We start from the raw sequence: 17,704 nt of genomic DNA, 5'->3' as shown, positions 1-17,704 counted from the left end.
GCGGTGTCTGGGGCCGCGTGGTCCTGGGGGCCGTGGCGCCCTGTGGGGGCGGCGGGGGGACGCCCCCCGGCCGCACCGACTGACGCGTCTACGCCGCCTTGGCCGTCGCCCGTATTCCGAAGTAAGTGGACGTACCGGCTGCCGTCGGCGAGTGCGTAGAACGCCACCGGTATCCACGCGTCCTTCTCGTTGCGGCGCCCGGCGTGCACCGTCTTCTCCGGTGTGTGCGAGACCGGGGGCAGGTGCCAGAGCAGCGGGTCGAACGTGCCCTTCAGGCCGTCCCCGCCCTCGTACGTCAGCCGCAGCGTGCCCGGGCCGTCGTCGCCGCCGGCGATGCTCATGAGAAAGCCCTCGCGCTGGTAGCTGCCCTTGAACGGCGCCGTGTCCACGGCCAGGGGCTCGGAGGCCGGCGCGAACCCGGGCATGGCGACCCCGGCGATTTCGGCGCACAGTTCCCGGCAGAGCGCCTCGAAGACCTTGGGCGCGGCGCCGCCGCTGTTGGTCAGCAGAGCGATGGCGAGACCCTTCCCGGGGAGGGCGCGCAGATAGGCGAGTTGACCGAACGTGCTCCCGTCGTGGCCGAAGCCGCGCACACCGTCCCACTCGAACAGGCCCCAGCCCAGGCCCCAGTGAGCCCCGAGGAACCACTGGTCGGGCATCTCGACCTCGCGAGTCAGCATCGCTTCGACCACGGCGGCCGGGAAGACCAGGGTGCCGTACGGACCGGCGGAGCGCGGCAGCATGTTCCACAGGGGCGTGGGAACAGGGGTCTCGCCGGGCTCGCCCATGTGCCGGCGTCGCGACGCTCATCCCGTGAACCTCGCTCATCCCGTGAACTCGTCCGTTCCGTGAACCTCAGTGGGGCGCTGCCACAGCGCAGGACGTGGAGAGGCAGGTCACATGGAGCCATGTCACAGCGCGCGGAGCCGTTCCGTCATAGGGGTGTAGGCATCGGCAACGACGGAGGAGTTCACGATGAACGCCCGTTTGAACATGTTCGGCAACCCGACGGCCATGAAGATCTGGAAGCACGTCATCGCGGCGAACCAGGCGCTCGCCGAGTCGTCGGTGCCGCACGCGACGCTGGAGCTGGTGAAGATCCGCGCCAGCCAGATCAACGGGTGCGGCGGCTGCCTCGACATGCACACCAAGGACGCCGCTGCCGCCGGTGAGACCTCGACGCGCCTCAACCTGGTCGCGGCGTGGAGGGAGGCCACGGTCTACACCGAGGCCGAGCGCGCGGCGCTGGAGCTGACCGAGCAGGGCACCCGCCTCGCCGACGCGGCCGGTGGTGTCTCGGACGAGGTCTGGGCGAACGCCGCCAAGTACTACGACGAGGACCAGCTCGTCGCCCTTGTGTCGCAGATCGCCATCATCAACGCGTTCAACCGCGGGAACGTCATCATCCAGACGCCGGCCGGCGACTACCAGCCCGGCCAGCTGGGATAACTCGGTCCGGGCGGACGACGGGGTGTGCCCGGCCCGGCGGTGCTCTCCGGACGCCCGCCGGGCCGGCCGACCTGCTTGATCAGGCTGACCTGCCCGATCAGGTGGCCTGCCCGTTCAGGTGACCTTGCTCGCAGGCCGAATGAGGACGGCCGCGAGATGACGCAGGGCATGGTGGTAGAGAGTGTGCGCATGGAGTTCTTCTGCTACCACCGCGATCGTCTCGACTCCCTGGCGCTACGCCATGAGTTGCTGGAAGAGCACTGGTCCTACATGGACCAGTACGGCAAAGAGCTGATCGCGCGCGGCCCGACCCTCAGCGACGACGGTGAGGAGCCGACGGGGAGTGTGCACATCGTCGACCTGCCGGACACCGCCGCGGCACGCGCGTTCGCGTTCGACGAACCCGGCTATCAGGCCGGCGTGTACCGGGACGTGATGCTGCGCCGGTGGCGCAACAGGCTCGGGCGCACCATGTGGGACTACCCCGGCGGCCCGACCGAAGGCAACCGGTACCTGGTGCTCGGCCTTGGTTCCGGGCAGGCCGCCGACCTCGATGTGCCCGCCGACCAGGACGACTTGATCGCGTACGGGCCTCTGCTGTCCGACGACGGCGCCACCTGGCTGGGCACGGCGGCGCTGGTCCGGGCGCCGGACCCGGACACGGCATGCGCCGTTCTGACCGTGGGTCTCTACGCCGAGATCGAGATCCACAACTGGCAGTTCGGCGGCAGGCGGTGAAGACGGCCGTCACCCCGCCTCGAGCGCGGAAGACGGGCGAGCCGTGCAACGATTCCGGCCCGGCGTGCGTCAATGATCCGAGAGTTCACTTCGAAACTTGAGGGACGTAGATGCAACGCGAGTGTGTCTTCGGTGTCGCCGGGGCCGTGCTGTTGGCCACAGCCGGCGTCACCGCCTGTCAGGGCGACGCCTCGGCCGCGCAGGCCGGCGCGGCGCACGTCGTCAAGGACACCGACGACGAGGCGGTCATCGAACTGTCCGACGGACGCCGGGTCTCCCTGCGCTACCAGGCCGGTACGGGCCTGCTCGAACGGCACCGGAGCGCCGGCGGCAAGCCCTGGTCCAAGTCGAAGACGATCTACGCCACCAAGACCGAACCCTGCCGGAGCATCGACCTGAAGGCGAACCGCGCCACCGTCACCGTCCGTGCCAACTTCGCACAGTACTGCCGGGACGGCGAGCCACCGACGGAGAGCGTCGCCGCCGTCGGCACCGGTGGACTGGGGAAGTGGGACACCCACATCGCCAAGGACTGGGACGGCTGGGACCGGGTCGACATCGCCCGGAACGGGAAGTCGGCGACGTTCTCGACCAGGTCTTCAGCCAGCACGTCGACGCTCGACTGGCGCGCGGGCAAGGGCTTCGGCGCGGTCGCGACCACGTACAAGAAGCTCGGCGAACGGTTCCTCGGCACCTGGCGGGCCGAGGACGGCAGCCACCAGGTGACCTTCCATCAGAGCAGGCTCAACGCTCCCGCGTCGGCCACGGTCGAGATGCTCAAGGGTCCCGCGTGCAAGGTCCGCATGGACTTGATCGACATCTGGGAGGACCGCGTACAGCCGAGGGGAGCCAAGGTCCTGGAGGGCGAGAAGACCACGTACTGCCCGCCCGAGGATTTCAATTCCGAGTACGTGGTGGCGACGGCCGACGGGCCGATGGAGCTCAGGAACCTCGGTGACGCCACACCGCTGGTGACGTACCGGAAGTCGTGACGAAGGCGCCGGCGGCGTCGTCCGTTTCCTGGCAGGCTTCCGGGCTTGCGTAAGGATGATGGGGAAGGCGAGGATCACCCGCATGGTCAAAGGTGTGATGTTCGACTTTTCCGGGACCCTCTTCCGTATCGAGTCGGTTTCGGAGTGGCTGGGAGCGGTTGTTGCCGAGGCCGGACTCGATATGAGTGCGGACGAACTCGCCGCGTGCGCCGGTCGGTTGACCGAAGTGGGCGCTCTGCCCGGAGGGGCTCCGCCTCGCGCACTGCCGTCGCGCCTCGAGGGGCTGTGGCGTGAACGGGACCTCAGCGCCGAGCAACACCGTGCTGCGTATACCGCTCTCGCCCGTGAGGCGTCACTCCCGTCGGCGGAACTGGCCGAGGCGCTGTACGACCGGCACCGCACTTCGGCCGCATGGCGCCCCTATCCCGACACCGAGGCGACTCTTCGTGCTCTGCGTGGGCGGGGCGTTTCGGTCGCCGTGGTGAGCAACATCGGCTGGGACCTGCGGCCCGTCTTCCGCGACCACGGTGTCCACGGCCTCGTCGACGCGTACATCCTCTCCTTCGAACACGGAGTGCAGAAGCCGGATCCGGGGCTCTTCCAAGCGGCCTGCGACAAGCTCGGACTGCCGCCCGGCGACGTCCTCATGGTCGGCGACGATCGCGTCGCGGACGCCGGGGCCGCGGCGCTCGGGTGTCCCGTTCATCTGGTCGACCACCTGCCCGTCGATCGACGCCCGAACGCACTGCGGGCCGTTCTTGACCTCGTACGGGAACGATGAGTTGTGGTGTTTTCCTCTTCGAAGAGGGTTGTTCCGGTTGCAGGCTTGCAACTCCCGAACTGTGGCTCGTGCGGTGGGGCGGCCGCGTTCCGGCGGTCCGCGGATCGTTGTCTGCGTTTCGTGCGGGATGACGGCTCGTAGGGGCGAGAGTGACCCGGGATCAATAGAATGGGTGCCGATGCTGAAGTCGTGACGAGGGGTAGGGCATGGCGAGCAGGGAGCGCGACGAGGACTGGTTGGACCTGGCCGATGCCATCGAGGTGTTGCGTTCCCAGCTGTCTGAGGCGCAACGCCGGGGCCAGGGATCGGAGTTGCGCTTCGTGCTGGGCGAGATCACCGCGGAGTTCGAGATCGAGCTGGTGCGCACGCGAAACGGCGGCGGGGCTCTGCGGTTCGGCGTCGTGGAGGCCAACGGCCGTCAGGAGCGGTCGAAGCGCTCCGCTCAACGCGTGACCCTGCGTCTGAACCCGGAGCGCCGCGGCGGCGGAGACGTGGCCGTGGGCGACGTCGACTAGTAGGGCGGTGGGCTGATGGAGGAGGAACAGGTCGTACTTGTCCGCGGCGCCGACGCCGACGCCGACCCCGACGCCAAGGCCAACACCGGCAGTGGCTATCTGATCGCGCCGCGGCTCGTCCTGACCGCCGCGCATCTGCTGCCGCCGCCGGCAACGCGGGCCAAGATCACTGTGATGCTGCGGGATTCGACGGACCCGTTCCCGGTGGTGGTGCGGTGGCGACGGCTTGACGAGGCCGTGGACGCTGCCCTGTTGGAGATCCCGGCCGATAACCTCAAGTGGTCCACGCCTGCCACGCTGCGCGGCGCCCTCGGCCGTCGACCGCAACGCTGGGGCTGGTTCGTGACGGGTGGTTCCGAGATGCGGGTCACCGCCACGGGGTTCCCCCGGCAGCAGCAGCAGCAGCGGGCCGCGGACGGCAGCCGGTACCGCGAGGAACTGCTCGGCCGGGTCAGGCCGCACGGCGGCAGGATCTCCGAAATCATTGACGACGCGGGCCTGTTGGGATTCGACACCACTGAGCTCAACCACGAGACCGCCGCGAAAACCACCCCGTGGTCCGGGATGTCGGGCGCGGCCCTTTTCCAGGAGCGGGGGAAGCTGCTGCTCGGCGTGGTGCGCAAGGACCGCCAGCCGCGCCACGGCACCCGGCTGACATACACCCGCAGCGAGGACCTGCTGGCCTGCGACGACTTCCGCGCCGTGGTCCGCGAGGCGACCTCCGTCGACCCGCAGCCCGAACCGGTGGAGCTCGCAGGTCTGTTGGAGTCGGCGCCGCCCAAGGAGGTGACGTCCCCCACCATGCTGCTGCGGGCCGACACCGAGGTCGTGTCGTTCCACGGCAGGGAGGACACCCTCGCCGACCTGGAGCAGTGGTGCCTGGCGGATTCCGACGGCGCAACCGCTGTCCGCGTGATCACCGCCCCGGGCGGTCAGGGCAAGACCCGACTGGCGCGACAGCTGATGGCGCGGCTGCGGAACCGCGGTTGGGTGGCCGGACAGGTACGCCACAAGCCACGCGACCTGGACGCGCTGTGCACCGTGCAGCACCCGCTGCTCCTCGTCGTCGACTACGCCGAGACCCGGCCCGAGCTGGTCAGGGAGCTGCGGGAGCAGACCGAGGAGGCCAGACATCCGGTACGCCTGTTGCTGCTCGCCCGCTCCCTCGGTTCCTGGCGGACCAGGGCGACGGGCGCCCTCCCCGAGACCCGGCTGCACGCGCTCACCACGGGTGCCGCGGACCGGGAGCACGCGTTTCTGACGGCGGCCCGCGACCTCTCCGGCCGCATGGCCGACGTGACCGGTGAGACGGACGTCGACTGGGCCCGGATCTCCGACGTCCTCCCGGCAGCGGTCCGAGGTGCGGGCCCGCGGGTCGAGACGGCGCTGACCGTACAGATGGCTGCCCTTGCCGCGCTGCTGCGCCACGTACGGGTCCCCCAGCCGGTCGGGGACGCGCTGGAGCCCCAACTCCTGTGGCACGAGCAGAAGTACTGGCAGGATTCCGCCGAGGAGTGGGGCATGGGCCGACGGGCGCAGCGGCTGCAGGCACGGGCCGTGGCGGCGGCCGTGCTGTGTCCTGCGCAGGACGAGCGGGAAGCCCGTGCCACCATCGCGCGGCTGCTCCCCGACGAGCCGGCGTGGCTGACCGCGGACATCGCCGCCTGGCTGCGCGACCTGTATCCGCCGCCCGAGGGCCGCTACTGGGGCCAGCTCGAACCGGACCGGCTGGCGGAGTACCAGGCCTCCGAGCAGGTCATCGACGATGCGGGGCTGCTCGGCAGGCTGCTCGCCGGAGCCCCGGACCATCAACAGGTGCAGGCGCTCACCGTACTGGCCCGATCTGCCGTGGCCCACGTCAACGAGGGCCGCACGCGCGAGGCCCGCATCATCATCGACCGGCTCCGCGAGGCGGTGCGCCCGGCTTCCACCGGCGAGCCACACACCACCAGCGGGCTGACCGCCGACGAACCGCTGACAGTCACCGCCCTGCGCGCGCACTCCGACGCACTGCCGGAACAGTCCCATGTGCTGCGCGAGTACGCCCTCGACGTCGCCCGCGAACTGAGCCGCCTGTGCCGAGCCACGGGCGACAGCCCACAGGCGCTGCGCGACCGCGCGTGGGCGCTGCACAACCTGGCGGAACGGCACATGGCGGTCGGCGACTGGGAGGAAGCCCGGGTGGCGGCCGGGGCCGCGGCCGCGATCCGCGGGACGCCGACGGACGACGGGGCGAACACGTATGGCACGGAGTGGGCCGACTCGCTGTTGGCGCTCTCGCAAGCCCGGCGCATGACCAGGCACCTGATGGAGGCTCACGACGCAGGCGACCAGGCGCTGGGCCTCTTCCGCACGCTCGCTGCACAGGGTGGCGAGGACTGGGAGAAGCGCGAGCGCGGTCTGGTGCGGGCGCTCATCAACCAGTCACAGGTGGTCTGGCGGCTCGATCCGAGCGCGATTCCCTTCGACCAGATCGCCAGGTCCGACGACCACACGGACGAGGCCGTCCGACGCGCCCGCACTCTGGTGGCCCGGCACCCCGATCTGGACCCCCTCCTGCTCACCAAGGCGCTGGCCGAGCGAGGGGCGAACCTGTGGCGCCTCCAACGGCATTCGGAGGCGCTGTCGGTGAGCGAGGAAGCGGCCGAGACCGCGCGCCGGCTGGCCAGGGAGAACCCCGATGCCTACGCCGCCGACCTCGCGAGCGCGCTGATGGGCCTGGCGGTCGACTACAGCAACGCCACACGGCCACCCGGCGAGGCCATGGCGCTGGTACGGAAAGCGATCGAACTGCTGCGCCCGCTGGCCACGGATCTCCCCGACGTCCACCGCTCCACCCTGGCGCAGATGCTGCACAACCTCGCCTGGGAACAGTCCAAGGCGGGGGACGACGCGGCCGCGCGGGAGACCATCGCAGAGGCCGTCGAGCATCGCCGGGCCCTGATGCACCGACCGTATGGGACGCCGGTTCCCGCTCTGGCCCAGTCGGTGAGCGCGCTCGCCACCTACCACGCGAGCGCCGGCGATCACCGGCTGGCGGTGGAGGGCTTCGAGGAAGCCCTGGCGACCTACGAGCGCACCGAACTCCCGCTCAGTGCGAACGACTTGAAGAATCAGTCCGGAACATCCCTCAGGCTCGCCCTCTCCTACGACGCCCTGGGCCGCTCGGCGGACGCGCTCACCGCCTTGAACCAGGCCCTCGCCGTCCGGCACCGCCTCGGGGAGTACGCCCCCAGCCTGTACACGGAGGAGTATGCCACTGCCCTCCACGACCTCTCCGACCTGTACCGCAAGTACGACCGCCCGGTCGCGGAGCGCATCCTGCTGCGCCAGGCGCAACCTCTGTACCGCCGACTGTCCCGCGTCAGCGAGGAGGGGCGCGAGGGGTTGGCCTGGTGTCTGCACGACCTCGGCACGAGCTACGCCACGTCCTGGGTGACGGCCGACCGCGCGGTGACGTCCCTGCGGGAGGCGTACGAACTGCGGGTACGGCTGTCGGCCGATGACGCGAGACATGAGGAGGACCTGGCCGCCACCTGCACGCAGCTGGCCCGCGCCCTGCTGATGAAGAGTTCCTTCCACGAAGCCGTCCGTATCGCGGAGCACGAGGTGAGCCTTCGCCGCCGCCTGTTCGTCACGAACCGGGCCCGCCACGAGCGCCCGCTGTGCTTCGCGCTCCTACGGTTGGCCGAGGGGCGGGCGTCGACGGGGAACGAGGTCGAGGCATGGCCCACCGCACTGCAGGCGGAGCAGGCCTGCCTGACGCTGGTCGACCGCCCCGGCGAACCACCGGCCCAGCGCGCGCTGCTCCTGTGGCGACTGGGCAGAGCGCTGAGCCTGTGCGGTCGCCGCGACTGGCGCCGGGCCGCCCGCGCGGAGCAACCGGCGCGGCGGGCCGTCCGCATCTACCGCCGCCTCGTGGACCAGGACCCGGGCACGTACCAGGCCGACCTGGCATGGGCCCTCAACACGCTCACCAGAGTCCTGGAACGCCTTGGCCGCCACGCCGAGGCAATCGACGTACAGCTGCGAAAGGGAGCATGACGCCGTGACATCACCACTGCCCGACGGGGAGAGGGACGAGTCGCTCGAGGACATCCGGCGGGACGAGGAGAGCGCCACCCGGCCGGCAGAGCTGCACTACCCGAACGTGGCCGAGTTCGTCGCCGACCGATTCATCTATCTCGTCCCCCGGCCCACCCCCGAATCCGGGCGGGTGTGGTGCCCGAGCTGGTTCAGGCACGCTCAGGCGCTGTCCCGGCTGGACTCCCTGTGGCGCGCCTGGGAGACACTGCGCTGGGACGGTGCGCTGGGAATGTCGAACTGGTGGCTCCACCATCTCGACCCACATCTGAGCGCCCTGCTGGACCCGGTCACAGGACCGTTCGCCCGTTGCGCCGAAGGCCACCAGCGCGAGGAGCCACTCCCGATCGACCCGGTGCCGGAAGGATTGTTCGACCAACACACGCAGCCACCGGCGAAGGACCCGTTCGCCCTGGACTGAGCCGGCCTGTCATGCGTCCCGCGGAGGACTTCTCATCCGCCCGGCAACGGAATCGATGGACGCCATGAAGCGCGCGAACTGCCGGCAGCGTCCTGGGCGTTCGCCGCTACGCTCGTATGTCGTGAACGCCTACTTCACGACGGAACAGTGCCCCAGCTGCGGCTGTCACACCGACGGCCTGTCCAACAGATTCGCCTGCACTTCCTGCGACACGGTGTGGACGTCGGGAGACCCGGACTCGATCGTGAGCCCTCGCGCGAGCGTCATGTGACGGTCGGGCAGCGCTGGTTGGGCAAACCACCTTATGGCTTGGGCCGGCCGAGGCGGGCAGGGCCGCCCTTGTCGAGTTGCTCGGCCAGGTCGTCCAAGTCGTCGGCACACACGTCGAATTGGTCCGTGGCGGTGGGCGGGTCGCCGACGGGGCGGGTGACGTAGGCGGTGCGCAGGCCGAGGGTCTGGGCCGCACGCAGGTCCCAGGCGTGGGTGGCGACCATCAGCAGCCGCTCGGGCGGTCGTCCGGAGACCGTGACGGCCAGTTGGTAGACCGCTGGGTCAGGCTTGTAGGTCCGGGCGTCCTCGGCGGACAGCGCCTGGTGCCAGCGCAGGCCGGCGTGGGCGTTGACTTCCAGCAGCGCCGTCCGGCTCGCGTTCGAGAGTCCGATCAGGGGGTGCCGTTCCGCGAGTCGGGCGAGGCCTGTCACGGTGTCGGGCCACGGCGGGAGCCGTCGGGCCGACCGGGCAAGGGCCGCTACGGAGGCAGGGTCGCCGACTCCGGCGGCGTCGGCGACGAGCCGGGCGGCTTCCTGGTCGAGCGCGTCACTGGTGAGGTAAGGCCGGCCGCCGTCGAGGATGCGACGCTGCTCACGCTCGATGTGCTGCTGCCACAGCGACAAAAGCAGTTCGACACTGGGGTTGTCGAGCGACGGGTCGAGTCCGCGAATGCCGTTGCGGATACCGGCGGGTTCGTCGACGAGGGTGCCGAGTACGTCGAAGACGACGGCATCGATCTCCAGCTGCGACATGGGCGAGGTCTCCATGTATGGGGTGAAACGCCTGATGGTCGAAAGTAGCGGGAGGGTCGCAAAGGCGGCAAGGCGCGCTGGACGCCTACGCCTGGATGGCGGGTCCCGCGACCTTCAGGAGGGCGGGTGACCGGTGCAGGGTGCTCGTGGTGGCGGGGACGGCGAGGGTTCGCCGCTGCCGGAGTGGCGGCGACGCTTGCCGTCACAGACAACTGAGGCCGAAAGTAGGGGAGTTGGATTCAGATTGTGCGCCGCGGGGAGCGGCAGCCGGATCCGGCGAACGGCCCGATAGGTTGAGCAGATGTCTACGCCGCCTTCGATCCTGCTGCTGTCCGGAAGCCTGCGCACCGATTCCTCCAACGAGGCCGTGCTGCGCACCGCGCAGGCCCTGGCCTCCCCTCAGGTGCGCACGGTCATGTACGACGGGCTGGCGGCGCTTCCGCATTTCAACCCCGACAATGACGCCGATCCGTTGCCGGTCCCCGTGGCCGCGCTGCGCACGGCGATCGCGGAGGCGAGTGCGATCCTGATCTGTGCGCCGGAGTACGCGGGCACCTTGCCGGGTTCGTTCAAGAACCTGCTGGACTGGACGGTCGGCGGCACCGAGATCTGCGACAAGCCCGTGGCCTTCGTGAACGCGGCTGCCCGGGGCCGGGGCGAGGGCGCCGCGGCGACCCTGCGCACCGTACTCGGCTACACGGGCGCCGACATCGTGGAGTCGGCCTGCACGAGGGTCGCGGTGGAGCGCCGGATGATCGGCGCGGACGGAGTGATCACCGATCCGGCGGTGCGGGAGCAGCTCGGCAAGGTCCTCGGCCTGCTCGCCGAGTTCCACGCATCGGCCGCGAAGCCCGACGAAGCGTAGTCCCGGCCGGCGGCCTCCCGCGCGGTCGGTCGGCTACTCCGGTTTCGTCGCGATCTGGATCAGGTTGCCGCACGTGTCGTCGAAGACGGCGGTGGTGACGGGGCCCATCTCCACGGGTTCCTGGGTGAAGACCACGTCGAGAGCGCGCAGGCGCTCGTACTCCGTCTTGACGTCGTCGACGGCGAACTGGGCGAGAGGGATGCCGTCCGCGACGAGCGTGTCGCGGTAGGTCTTGACGGCCGGGTGACCAGCCGGCTCCAGGAGGAGCTCGGTGCCACCCGGCTCGTCGGGCGAGACGACGGTCAGCCAGCGGTCCTTCTCGCCGACCGGGACGTCGTGCTTCTTCACGAAGCCGAGGATCTCGGTGTAGAAGCGCTCGGCCTTGGCCTGGTCGTCGACGAAGACGCTGGTCAGGTGGATCTTCATGAGGTGCTTTCCTCCGGTCCGGATGTGTCGGGCACGGGCCATCGCTCGGCGATGTGGCGCAACGGCGCCGTGTTGAGGTCGTGGAACTTGTAGCGGCCCTCCCGCCTGGTCTCGACGAGCCCGGCGGCCTCCAGTACGGCGAGGTGCTGGGAGACGCCCTGGCGTGAGATGCCGAGCTGATGCTTCATGCTCAGTCGCCCGCAGATCTCGAACAGTGTCTGTCCGGACTTCTCCGAGAGCTCGTCGAGGATGGTGCGGCGGGTGGGGTCGGCCAAGGCTTTGAAAAGATCGTCGGCCATGGCCATATGATAGGCAACTCCACACTTGCCTATCAAGTCGAGGCGAGCCGCGTCCTGGACCGGCCCGCCGGGCAGTGGCCCTGAGTCCCCTGGAACCCGTCCGAATCGGAGGCGTGACCGGGGTGGCCTCCGAGGTCGTTCATGCCATGGGGGCATCGGTACGGTCGGTCAGTTCGGTCAGTTCGGCCAGTTCGGCTGGGAGGCGGCGTCGCAGGCTCATTTATCGCAGCGCTGTTATATTAGCGCTGTGACATCTACTGATCCCACGGTGCTGCCCGATCCCTGGCAGTCGCTGCACCAGCTGCTGGCCGCCATGGACGCCGAGATCGAGCAGGTCTACGTCGAGCGGGGCATCAAGGGGGTGCGGCCGCGGTTCGCGTACCCGCTGATCCGGCTCGCCCACACCGGACCGCTGACCATCCGCGAACTCGCGGAGTCCCTGAACCGCTCGCACTCCGCGATCAGCCAGACCATCGCCGCCATGCGCAAGGAGGATCTGGTCACCTCCGAACCCGGACCCGACGCCCGTACCCGGCGGATCAACCTGACCGAGCGCGGGCGTTCGCTGGTGCCGTTCCTGGAGGCCGAGTGGCGGGCCACGCACGCGACGGTCGCCGAGCTGGACGGCGAGATCCCGCACGCGATGACTGCTGTCGTCGAGGAGGTGCGGCGGGCACTGGAGCATCGGTCGATGCGGGAGCGGGTCCTTCACCACCTCACGGAGCCACCTCAGTGACCAGGCGTGTCCGGTTCCTCGACACTCGCCCGCTGCGTGGCAGCCGGCCGTTTCGCGACTTGTGGATCGGCACCTCGGCCTCCCAACTCGGCGGCCAGATAGCGACGGTGGCCGTGCTCGCCCAGGTCTGGGACCTGACCGGCAGCACGGTGGGCACCGGCGCCATCGGGCTCGCCACCGGCCTGCCGATGGTGCTGTTCGGGCTGCTCGGCGGCACGCTGGCCGACAGTGTCGACCGCCGGGCGCTGGTGCGGGCCACGACGGCAGGCCAACTGCTGGTGGCCGCTGGGCTGTCCGCCCAAGCCGTGGCGGGCAACCGGAACGTTTTCCTGCTGCTCGCCCTGGTTGCTGCCGGGACCGCTTGCGGCGCGCTGGGTGCCCCTGCCCGGCGCACCTTCCCCGTCCGGCTGCTTCCGGCCGACCAGGTCGCGGCCGGTCTCGCGCTGACCAACATCTCGTTCCAGGCGGCGATGCTGGCCGGGCCCGCGCTGGCCGGGCTGATCATCGCCCGCTGGGACCTCCCAGCCGCATACGCCGCCCAGGCAGTGGCGACGCTGGTCTCGGTGCTCGCGGTGATCCGCCTCCCGGCCATGAAGCCCGACGGTACCGACGCGAACGTCACCAGGCGCCGTCCGGAGCACGGAGGTTGGCGGATCGTCCTGCGCCGCCCGACACTGTGGGGCTCGATGGCCACCGACCTGTCCGCGACGCTGCTCGCCATGCCGATCGCGCTCTTCCCACTGGTCAACGAGATCCGATTCGACGGCAACCCGCAGACCCTCGGTCTGTTCCTCTCGGCCGTCGCGGTCGGCGGGATCGCGACCGGCCTTCTCTCCGGCACGGTGACACGCTGGCGCCGCGGCGGCCTGGTCCAGCTGTGCGCTGCCGCCGTCTGGGGCCTCGCGCTGGCGGGCTTCGGCCTGTCCGGGCCGCTGTGGCCGGCGCTCGGATGCCTGGCCGTGGCCGGCGCCGCCGACACCGTTTCCGTCGTCACCCGCAGTGCGCTGGTCCAGCTGGAGACCCCGGACGCGTATCGGGGGAGGGTCTCCTCCGTGGAGCACGTCATCGGCGTCGCGGGCCCCGAACTCGGCAACTTCCGGGGCGGCTTGATGGCATCGGCCACCTCAGCCCCCTTCGCCCTGGTCACCGGCGGACTGTCTGCCGCGCTGGCAGTCGCCGTGGTGGCAGCGACGAACGCCTCCCTCCGTGCGTACCGCACGCCGCCGACCCCCAATGAGCCGACCGCGCCCGAGACCGTGGACGCGGCGACAGCCGCTGGGTAGCAGGTCATGGCGGACCCGGTCTGCCGTCCGTCCATGCCAAGATCTCCGCGGCACCTTGACGGACAGCCGCTACTGGGTCCCGGCCGAGCTGTCCGCAGACCGTTGCGATGTCCGGCGCACTGTCCGGCCCCACGAGCGCGTCATGCACTCCGGTCTCCATCCAGTCGGCCTGGCTGTCGTCGGCGCCGGCGCCGGCGATCGCGAGAGCGAGGAGCCTTACGGAGGCCACCGTTCCCACGCGGGCCAGGGCCTCTGCCGTCTGCCGGGTAACCGCCGTGTCCTCGACGTCCAGCAGCAGCCCCACCAACGCTTCCGCAGCCTCGGGAACATGGGCGAACGATGCAAGGTCACGCCCGGCCCGAGCGCGTCGCGACCACGAAGGAGAGAAAGCCTCAGCCAAGGCCGACTCCAACCTGCTCGACATCTCTGACACGCCCAGACACTCTCACGCTCACGAGGAAGCCTGGGCCCGGCCCCGAGGCCGCCGACGAACGACCGCGCCGAAGCACGATGCTTCTGCCCGTCTGCGATGCGATTCGCGGCCCTCACGCCGGCGGCGTCAGGGGCAGAATGAACAGGGTGAAGTACGTGCTGCTCATCTGCGACGACGAGAAGGCTTCGCCCAGCAACGAGGAACTCGAGGCGGACCCCGTACATCAGGCCTGGCTCGCGGATCTCGACCGGCGGGGCGGCATGCTCGTCGGCGCGCGGCTGCGTCCGGTGGTGGACGCGACCACGGTCCGGGTCCGGGACGGCGAAACCCTGGTGTCTGACGGCCCGTTCGCGGAGACCAAGGACTTCGTCGGCGGCTTCGTGATCGTCGAGTGCGCGGACCTGGACGAGGCGATCGCGATCGCCGAAGGCCATCCCTACGCGCGCTGGGGCGGCGTCGAGATCCGCCCGGTCTGGGAGTGACCGCGCCGGACGACCGGGTCCGGAAGGCCGTCGACGCGGCGTTCCGGGACGAGTGGGGCCAGGTGGTCGCGACCCTGATCGGGATGACGGGCGACTGGGACCTGGCGGAGGACTGCGCGCAGGACGCGTTCGCTGCCGCGCTGACGACCTGGGCGCGCGACGGTGTGCCGCGCCGCCCGGGCGCATGGCTCACCACCGCCGCCCGCAACCGCGCGACCGACCGGCTGCGGCGCGACGCCGTCGGCGCGGCCAAGCTGCGCCGGCTCGCCGTGATCACCCCCGATCCGGATGAACCGCCGGTGGAGGACATCCCGGACGAGCGATTGCGGTTGATCTTCACCTGCTGCCATCCGGCGCTGCCCTTTCCGGCCCGGGTCGCGCTCACCCTGCGTACGCTGGCCGGGCTGAGCACCGCCGAGATCGCCCGGGCCTTCCTGACGGCCGAGCCGACGATGGCGCAGCGCCTGGTCCGCGCCAAGCGCAAGATCGCCGAGGCCGGCATCCCGTACCGCGTGCCAGGCGCCGACCTGCTTCCGCAGCGACTCGCCGCCGTCCTCGCGGTGCTCTACCTGATCTTCAACGAGGGGTACGACGACGAGGGCGAGGACGCCCGCCGGGCGCTGACCGCCGAAGCGATCCGGCTGGCCCGGGTCCTGATCCGGCTGATGCCCGGCGAACCCGAGCCGCGCGGACTGCTCGCCCTGATGCTGCTGCACGAGGCGCGCCGCATGACCCGTACATCCGACGGCGTCCTCGTCACGCTGGAGAAGCAGGACCGGCGCAGGTGGGATCAGGGGCTGATCGCCGAGGGCGTGGAGATCCTCGACCAGGCGCTGGCCGGAAGGCATACCGGGCCGTACCAGGTCCAGGCCGCGATCGCCGCCGTCCATGCCACCGCGCCCGACGCGCCGAGCACGGACTGGCCGCAGATCGCGGTGCTGTACGCGGAGCTGGCCCGGTTGGCCCCGTCCCCGGTCGTCGAGCTGAACCGGGCGGTGGCGGTCGCGATGGCGGACGGCATCCCGGCCGGTCTGGCGCTGGTCGACGAGCTGGCGGCGTCCGGGCGCCTCGAGGGCTACCACCTGCTGCCCGCGACCCGGGCCGACCTGCTCCGCCGCTCCGGCCGGAGGGACGAGGCCAGGCAGGCGTACGAGGACGCCCTGAAACTGGCGCCGACCGAGGCCGAGCGTCGCTACCTGACCAGCCGGATCAGCGAGCTGACCAGTGGAAACGGCGAGCTCTGACGAGCGTCGCGCACATTCCGCGAACTTTTTCCGCTGCCGATGTCGATCCGGCGGGGCCGCCTTCGTCGGTGGGGTGACAGTCGCTCTGGAGTTGAGCCGGAGGACAGCCGGAGAAGACCCTTCGGACTGGACCCTTCCGGACAGGACCCTCCGGACAGGACATGAAGGGATTGAGTTCTCATGAGCACCGAAACGAGCGCTCCGGCACCCAAGGCCGTGGACCGAGCCGCCTACCAGGCAGAACTGGACGCGCTGCGGATCCGGGAGAAGGCGTACACCCGCGAAGGAGACGCGATCGCGGCGGCCCGCCGCCGGCTGCCCATGGTGGAAGTGGACGCCGGCACCCCGCTGACCGGCCCGTCCGGTCAGGTCACGCTGCTGGAGGCGTTCGAGGGCCGCACGCAGCTCATCGCGTACTTCCAGATGTGGCACGCCGACCACCCCGCCGCCGAGCAGTGCGAGGGCTGCACGTTCTTCAACAGTCAGGTCCGCGAGCTGTCCTACCTGCACTCCCGTGACGTCACCTACGCGACGCTGTGCCAGGGCCCCTACGAGGAGAGCGTCCGCTACCGCGACTTCATGGGCTGGGACGTGCCCTGGTACTCGGCCCGGGAGTCGATCGACACACTGATGGCGGGGCGTGGCCCGTTCATGCTGGCGTGCTATCTGCGCCAGGGAGACCGGGTGTTCGAGACGTACTGGACCACCGGCCGCGGTGTCGAGGCGATGGACCAGACGTACGGCCTGCTGGACCGGACGGCGTACGGACGGCAGGAGCCGTGGGAGGACTCGCCCGCCGGCTGGCCGCAGATCAGCGGCAACTACATGAGCACCGACGGACGCCCCACCGCCCAGTGGTCCCGGCTGCAGGCCGGACGCTCCGACGACCTCGCGGCCGTCGGCCGCCAGTCAACCGGCTGACGGCTCAAGGGACTTCATATCCACCCCCGGCGCGCCGCGATCACCCCCGCCTGGAAGCGGTTCGCGGCGCCCAGCTCCTCGTGGAGGCGGCTGATCCGGCGCCGCATCGTCCGGACCGACCAGCCCAACTGGCGGGCTATCGCCTCGTCCTTGAGGCCGCCGACGAGGAGGGTCAGCATCTGGCGGTCCTCCTCGCCGAGGGGGTCGTCCTCGGTGGGGGCGCCCAGCGGGGTCGCGGTGCGCCAGCACAGTTCCCAGTAGTCGATGAGGCCGTCGAGCAGGGCTGACGGGCGGATGACGGCGGCGCGTACCTCTGTGGTGAAGTCGAGGGTGAGCGGCATCAGGGCGAGGCGGCGGTCGGAGATGGCCAGTTTGATGCGCAGGCCCGGCAGTACGCGGGCCTGCTCGCCGTGCGCCACCAGCTCGCGGATGTCGCCCAGGACTCCGGGCCACTCCAGCGCCTCGGGGGCATAGACGGCGCGATAGCGGACGCCCCGGGTGAGGGCGGTCGCCTCGACCGGGTTGGAGGTGGTGAGCGCGTACGGCGGGCGGTCCAGGGTGATGACCTCGTCACGCGCTTCCTGCTGAAGCTGTACGAACCAGCGGCCCAACGCCTCGCCGCCGCTGATGACTTCGACCTGTTCGGAGGCGCCCTGCCTGGCCGCGGCGAACAGCCGTGACAGCTCGCCGGCCGCCGCCCGCACGCCGTCGAGATCCGCGGTTCGGGAGCGGACCAGCGACTCCAGGGCCGCGCCCGGCTCAATGGCCGCGTACCGGCGGCGGGTTCCGGAGAGTCGTCCGACCAGGCCGTTCTCGCGCAGTCGGTCGAGGGCGCGGGCGACCCGCTCGGTGGAGCAGGACAAGTCATCCGCCAGCTCGGCGGGGGCGGCGGTGTGCCGGACGAGGATCGCGCGGTAGACGCTCTCGTCGAAGGCTTCGATTCCTGCGGCGGTCAACTGGGGCATGGCCGGATCTTGGCCCGTGTGTGCCAGGGGCAGCAATGGGCCAGTCCAA

General features: G+C 70.5%; 19 protein-coding genes. 13 read left to right on the top strand and 6 right to left on the bottom strand.

Annotated elements, in window-relative coordinates:
• Window positions 1–788 (bottom strand): serine hydrolase (locus tag ACWFR4_RS31945; RefSeq protein ID WP_453655639.1); only part of this gene is annotated, 788 nt, incomplete at its 3' end.
• Between the two features lie 187 nt (window positions 789–975).
• Here ACWFR4_RS31945 and ACWFR4_RS31940 point away from each other — a divergent pair.
• The 7 genes from ACWFR4_RS31940 to ACWFR4_RS31910 all read left to right on the top strand — a co-directional run bounded on the left by ACWFR4_RS31940 (window position 976) and on the right by ACWFR4_RS31910 (window position 8,979).
• The gene (locus ACWFR4_RS31940; protein WP_453655638.1) at window positions 976–1,449 is read left to right on the top strand and encodes a carboxymuconolactone decarboxylase family protein; all 474 of its coding nucleotides are present in this window, start codon (window positions 976–978) and stop codon (window positions 1,447–1,449) included.
• Between the two features lie 189 nt (window positions 1,450–1,638).
• Window positions 1,639–2,187, top strand: coding sequence for a YciI family protein (locus tag ACWFR4_RS31935; protein ID WP_453655739.1), 549 nt, complete (start codon window positions 1,639–1,641; stop codon window positions 2,185–2,187).
• A 110-nt stretch (window positions 2,188–2,297) separates the two neighbouring features.
• The gene (locus tag ACWFR4_RS31930; RefSeq protein WP_453655637.1) at window positions 2,298–3,179 is read left to right on the top strand and encodes a hypothetical protein; all 882 of its coding nucleotides are present in this window, start codon (window positions 2,298–2,300) and stop codon (window positions 3,177–3,179) included.
• Window positions 3,180–3,261: 82 nt separating this feature from the next.
• Entirely contained in the window at window positions 3,262–3,960 is a 699-nt protein-coding gene (locus tag ACWFR4_RS31925) for an HAD family hydrolase (protein WP_453655636.1), read from the top strand.
• Window positions 3,961–4,166: 206 nt separating this feature from the next.
• On the top strand, window positions 4,167–4,475 hold the full coding sequence (locus tag ACWFR4_RS31920; protein WP_326714786.1) for a trypco2 family protein: 309 nt from the start codon (window positions 4,167–4,169) through the stop codon (window positions 4,473–4,475).
• Between the two features lie 15 nt (window positions 4,476–4,490).
• A complete protein-coding gene (locus ACWFR4_RS31915) occupies window positions 4,491–8,519 on the top strand; it encodes a trypsin-like peptidase domain-containing protein (RefSeq protein ID WP_453655635.1) in 4,029 nt (1,342 codons plus the stop codon).
• 4 nt (window positions 8,520–8,523) lie between these two features.
• Window positions 8,524–8,979: a DUF4913 domain-containing protein gene (locus ACWFR4_RS31910; protein WP_453468920.1), complete on the top strand. Its 456-nt coding sequence runs from the start codon at window positions 8,524–8,526 to the stop codon at window positions 8,977–8,979.
• A gap of 302 nt (window positions 8,980–9,281) precedes the next feature.
• Here the strand turns inward: ACWFR4_RS31910 and ACWFR4_RS31905 are convergent, their stop codons facing one another.
• Window positions 9,282–10,001, bottom strand: a complete 720-nt coding sequence (locus ACWFR4_RS31905) for a haloacid dehalogenase type II (protein WP_453655634.1) — start codon at window positions 9,999–10,001, stop codon at window positions 9,282–9,284.
• Window positions 10,002–10,302: 301 nt separating this feature from the next.
• Here ACWFR4_RS31905 and ACWFR4_RS31900 point away from each other — a divergent pair, with 301 nt between their 5' ends.
• Window positions 10,303–10,866, top strand: coding sequence for an NADPH-dependent FMN reductase (locus ACWFR4_RS31900; protein ID WP_453655633.1), 564 nt, complete (start codon window positions 10,303–10,305; stop codon window positions 10,864–10,866).
• A gap of 33 nt (window positions 10,867–10,899) precedes the next feature.
• Here the strand turns inward: ACWFR4_RS31900 and ACWFR4_RS31895 are convergent, their stop codons facing one another.
• Both ACWFR4_RS31895 and ACWFR4_RS31890 read right to left on the bottom strand, forming a co-directional pair.
• Window positions 10,900–11,292, bottom strand: a complete 393-nt coding sequence (locus ACWFR4_RS31895) for a VOC family protein (RefSeq protein WP_453468489.1) — start codon at window positions 11,290–11,292, stop codon at window positions 10,900–10,902.
• Window positions 11,289–11,591, bottom strand: a complete 303-nt coding sequence (locus ACWFR4_RS31890) for an ArsR/SmtB family transcription factor (RefSeq protein WP_326714792.1) — start codon at window positions 11,589–11,591, stop codon at window positions 11,289–11,291. Before ACWFR4_RS31890 ends, ACWFR4_RS31895 begins: the two co-directional genes overlap by 4 nt.
• 247 nt (window positions 11,592–11,838) lie before the next feature.
• On the opposite strand from ACWFR4_RS31890, the gene ACWFR4_RS31885 reads away from it, so the two are divergent.
• Both ACWFR4_RS31885 and ACWFR4_RS31880 read left to right on the top strand, forming a co-directional pair.
• Window positions 11,839–12,327 (top strand): MarR family winged helix-turn-helix transcriptional regulator, encoded by a 489-nt coding sequence (locus ACWFR4_RS31885; protein ID WP_453655632.1) that lies wholly within the window; start codon window positions 11,839–11,841, stop codon window positions 12,325–12,327.
• Window positions 12,324–13,610 (top strand): MFS transporter, encoded by a 1,287-nt coding sequence (locus ACWFR4_RS31880; protein ID WP_453655631.1) that lies wholly within the window; start codon window positions 12,324–12,326, stop codon window positions 13,608–13,610. The genes ACWFR4_RS31885 and ACWFR4_RS31880 overlap by 4 nt, the downstream gene beginning before the upstream one ends.
• 4 nt (window positions 13,611–13,614) lie before the next feature.
• On the opposite strand, the gene ACWFR4_RS31875 is transcribed toward ACWFR4_RS31880, so the two are convergent.
• Window positions 13,615–13,914: a hypothetical protein gene (locus tag ACWFR4_RS31875; RefSeq protein WP_453468492.1), complete on the bottom strand. Its 300-nt coding sequence runs from the start codon at window positions 13,912–13,914 to the stop codon at window positions 13,615–13,617.
• A 266-nt stretch (window positions 13,915–14,180) separates the two neighbouring features.
• Here ACWFR4_RS31875 and ACWFR4_RS31870 point away from each other — a divergent pair, with 266 nt between their 5' ends.
• From ACWFR4_RS31870 to ACWFR4_RS31860, 3 genes are all read left to right on the top strand, one after another.
• Window positions 14,181–14,525 (top strand): YciI family protein, encoded by a 345-nt coding sequence (locus tag ACWFR4_RS31870; protein ID WP_383612864.1) that lies wholly within the window; start codon window positions 14,181–14,183, stop codon window positions 14,523–14,525.
• On the top strand, window positions 14,522–15,769 hold the full coding sequence (locus ACWFR4_RS31865) for an RNA polymerase sigma factor (protein WP_453655630.1): 1,248 nt from the start codon (window positions 14,522–14,524) through the stop codon (window positions 15,767–15,769). Before ACWFR4_RS31870 ends, ACWFR4_RS31865 begins: the two co-directional genes overlap by 4 nt.
• A gap of 180 nt (window positions 15,770–15,949) precedes the next feature.
• The gene (locus ACWFR4_RS31860) at window positions 15,950–16,690 is read left to right on the top strand and encodes a DUF899 family protein (protein WP_453655629.1); all 741 of its coding nucleotides are present in this window, start codon (window positions 15,950–15,952) and stop codon (window positions 16,688–16,690) included.
• Window positions 16,691–16,704: 14 nt separating this feature from the next.
• On the opposite strand, the gene ACWFR4_RS31855 is transcribed toward ACWFR4_RS31860, so the two are convergent.
• Window positions 16,705–17,655: a helix-turn-helix domain-containing protein gene (locus ACWFR4_RS31855; RefSeq protein ID WP_453468495.1), complete on the bottom strand. Its 951-nt coding sequence runs from the start codon at window positions 17,653–17,655 to the stop codon at window positions 16,705–16,707.
• Between the last annotated feature and the right edge of the window lie 49 nt (window positions 17,656–17,704).

Source organism: Streptomyces sp. NPDC055140 (genome assembly GCF_053607285.1).
Note: the sequence above shows the minus strand (reverse complement) of the source record. Positions and strands in the feature narration are given on the sequence as shown.

Excerpts from the sequence above, each read along its gene's own strand:
- ACWFR4_RS31930 (WP_453655637.1), top strand. The coding sequence starts at position 2,298 with ATGCAACGCGAGTGTGTCTTCGGTGTCGCCGGGGCCGTGCTGTTGGCC.
- ACWFR4_RS31870 (WP_383612864.1), top strand. The coding sequence starts at position 14,181 with ATGAACAGGGTGAAGTACGTGCTGCTCATCTGCGACGACGAGAAGGCT.
- ACWFR4_RS31900 (WP_453655633.1), top strand. The coding sequence starts at position 10,303 with ATGTCTACGCCGCCTTCGATCCTGCTGCTGTCCGGAAGCCTGCGCACC.
- ACWFR4_RS31940 (WP_453655638.1), top strand. The coding sequence starts at position 976 with ATGAACGCCCGTTTGAACATGTTCGGCAACCCGACGGCCATGAAGATC.
- ACWFR4_RS31895 (WP_453468489.1), bottom strand. The coding sequence starts at position 11,292 with ATGAAGATCCACCTGACCAGCGTCTTCGTCGACGACCAGGCCAAGGCC.
- ACWFR4_RS31855 (WP_453468495.1), bottom strand. The coding sequence starts at position 17,655 with ATGCCCCAGTTGACCGCCGCAGGAATCGAAGCCTTCGACGAGAGCGTC.
- ACWFR4_RS31905 (WP_453655634.1), bottom strand. The coding sequence starts at position 10,001 with ATGTCGCAGCTGGAGATCGATGCCGTCGTCTTCGACGTACTCGGCACC.
- ACWFR4_RS31890 (WP_326714792.1), bottom strand. The coding sequence starts at position 11,591 with ATGGCCGACGATCTTTTCAAAGCCTTGGCCGACCCCACCCGCCGCACC.
- ACWFR4_RS31925 (WP_453655636.1), top strand. The coding sequence starts at position 3,262 with ATGGTCAAAGGTGTGATGTTCGACTTTTCCGGGACCCTCTTCCGTATC.
- ACWFR4_RS31860 (WP_453655629.1), top strand. The coding sequence starts at position 15,950 with ATGAGCACCGAAACGAGCGCTCCGGCACCCAAGGCCGTGGACCGAGCC.
- ACWFR4_RS31920 (WP_326714786.1), top strand. The coding sequence starts at position 4,167 with ATGGCGAGCAGGGAGCGCGACGAGGACTGGTTGGACCTGGCCGATGCC.
- ACWFR4_RS31935 (WP_453655739.1), top strand. The coding sequence starts at position 1,639 with ATGGAGTTCTTCTGCTACCACCGCGATCGTCTCGACTCCCTGGCGCTA.
- ACWFR4_RS31915 (WP_453655635.1), top strand. The coding sequence starts at position 4,491 with ATGGAGGAGGAACAGGTCGTACTTGTCCGCGGCGCCGACGCCGACGCC.